At 27.7% G+C, this 473-nt stretch carries 1 protein-coding gene; it reads right to left on the reverse strand.

Annotated elements, in window-relative coordinates; genetic code table 11:
* Positions 1-11: 11 nt before the first annotated feature.
* A partial coding sequence (locus tag FE392_RS21125; protein WP_319932026.1) for a hypothetical protein occupies positions 12-473 on the reverse strand: 462 nt, incomplete at its 5' end.

A 473-nucleotide genomic window follows, 5' to 3' on the forward strand; every position in this document is an offset into this window, starting at 1 on the left:
AGTAATTTTTACTAGTCTTTTAGTTCAAATTTTATATATGGTTTTCGTTCTTTAGAATTACCTTTTTTAACAAGTAAAGAATTAAAAAACCAATAATTTTGTTTTCCTACACTTTGTTTTTCTAAAACATTTTTCCTTACTAATGAATTTAAAACCTTACTAAAATATGACCTATCTTTATAACCACATAGTTTTTGCATAGTTGGTTGTAAAAGTTCAATTTGATTATTCCAACCGACATAAGGTAGCAAAGTAAATAAAACTGCTTTCTCTGTTTTACTAAGCTTCACTTCTGGATTATCACTTTCAATCCAAGCTTTTAACGTATGAAAAACAAATATAAAATTTGAATTCTTATGTAGATTTCTTTCAGTGATCGCCTTCATAAGTTCTTGAGCACCTGCACCAGCGTCAATAAAAGTACTCAACATCTCTGTAACTTCTAAAATCTCTTTCTTTTTCATTTGTTGTTG

This window comes from Xenorhabdus santafensis (assembly GCF_033949405.1).
GTDB classification, from domain to species: Bacteria; Pseudomonadota; Gammaproteobacteria; order Enterobacterales; family Enterobacteriaceae; genus Xenorhabdus; species Xenorhabdus santafensis.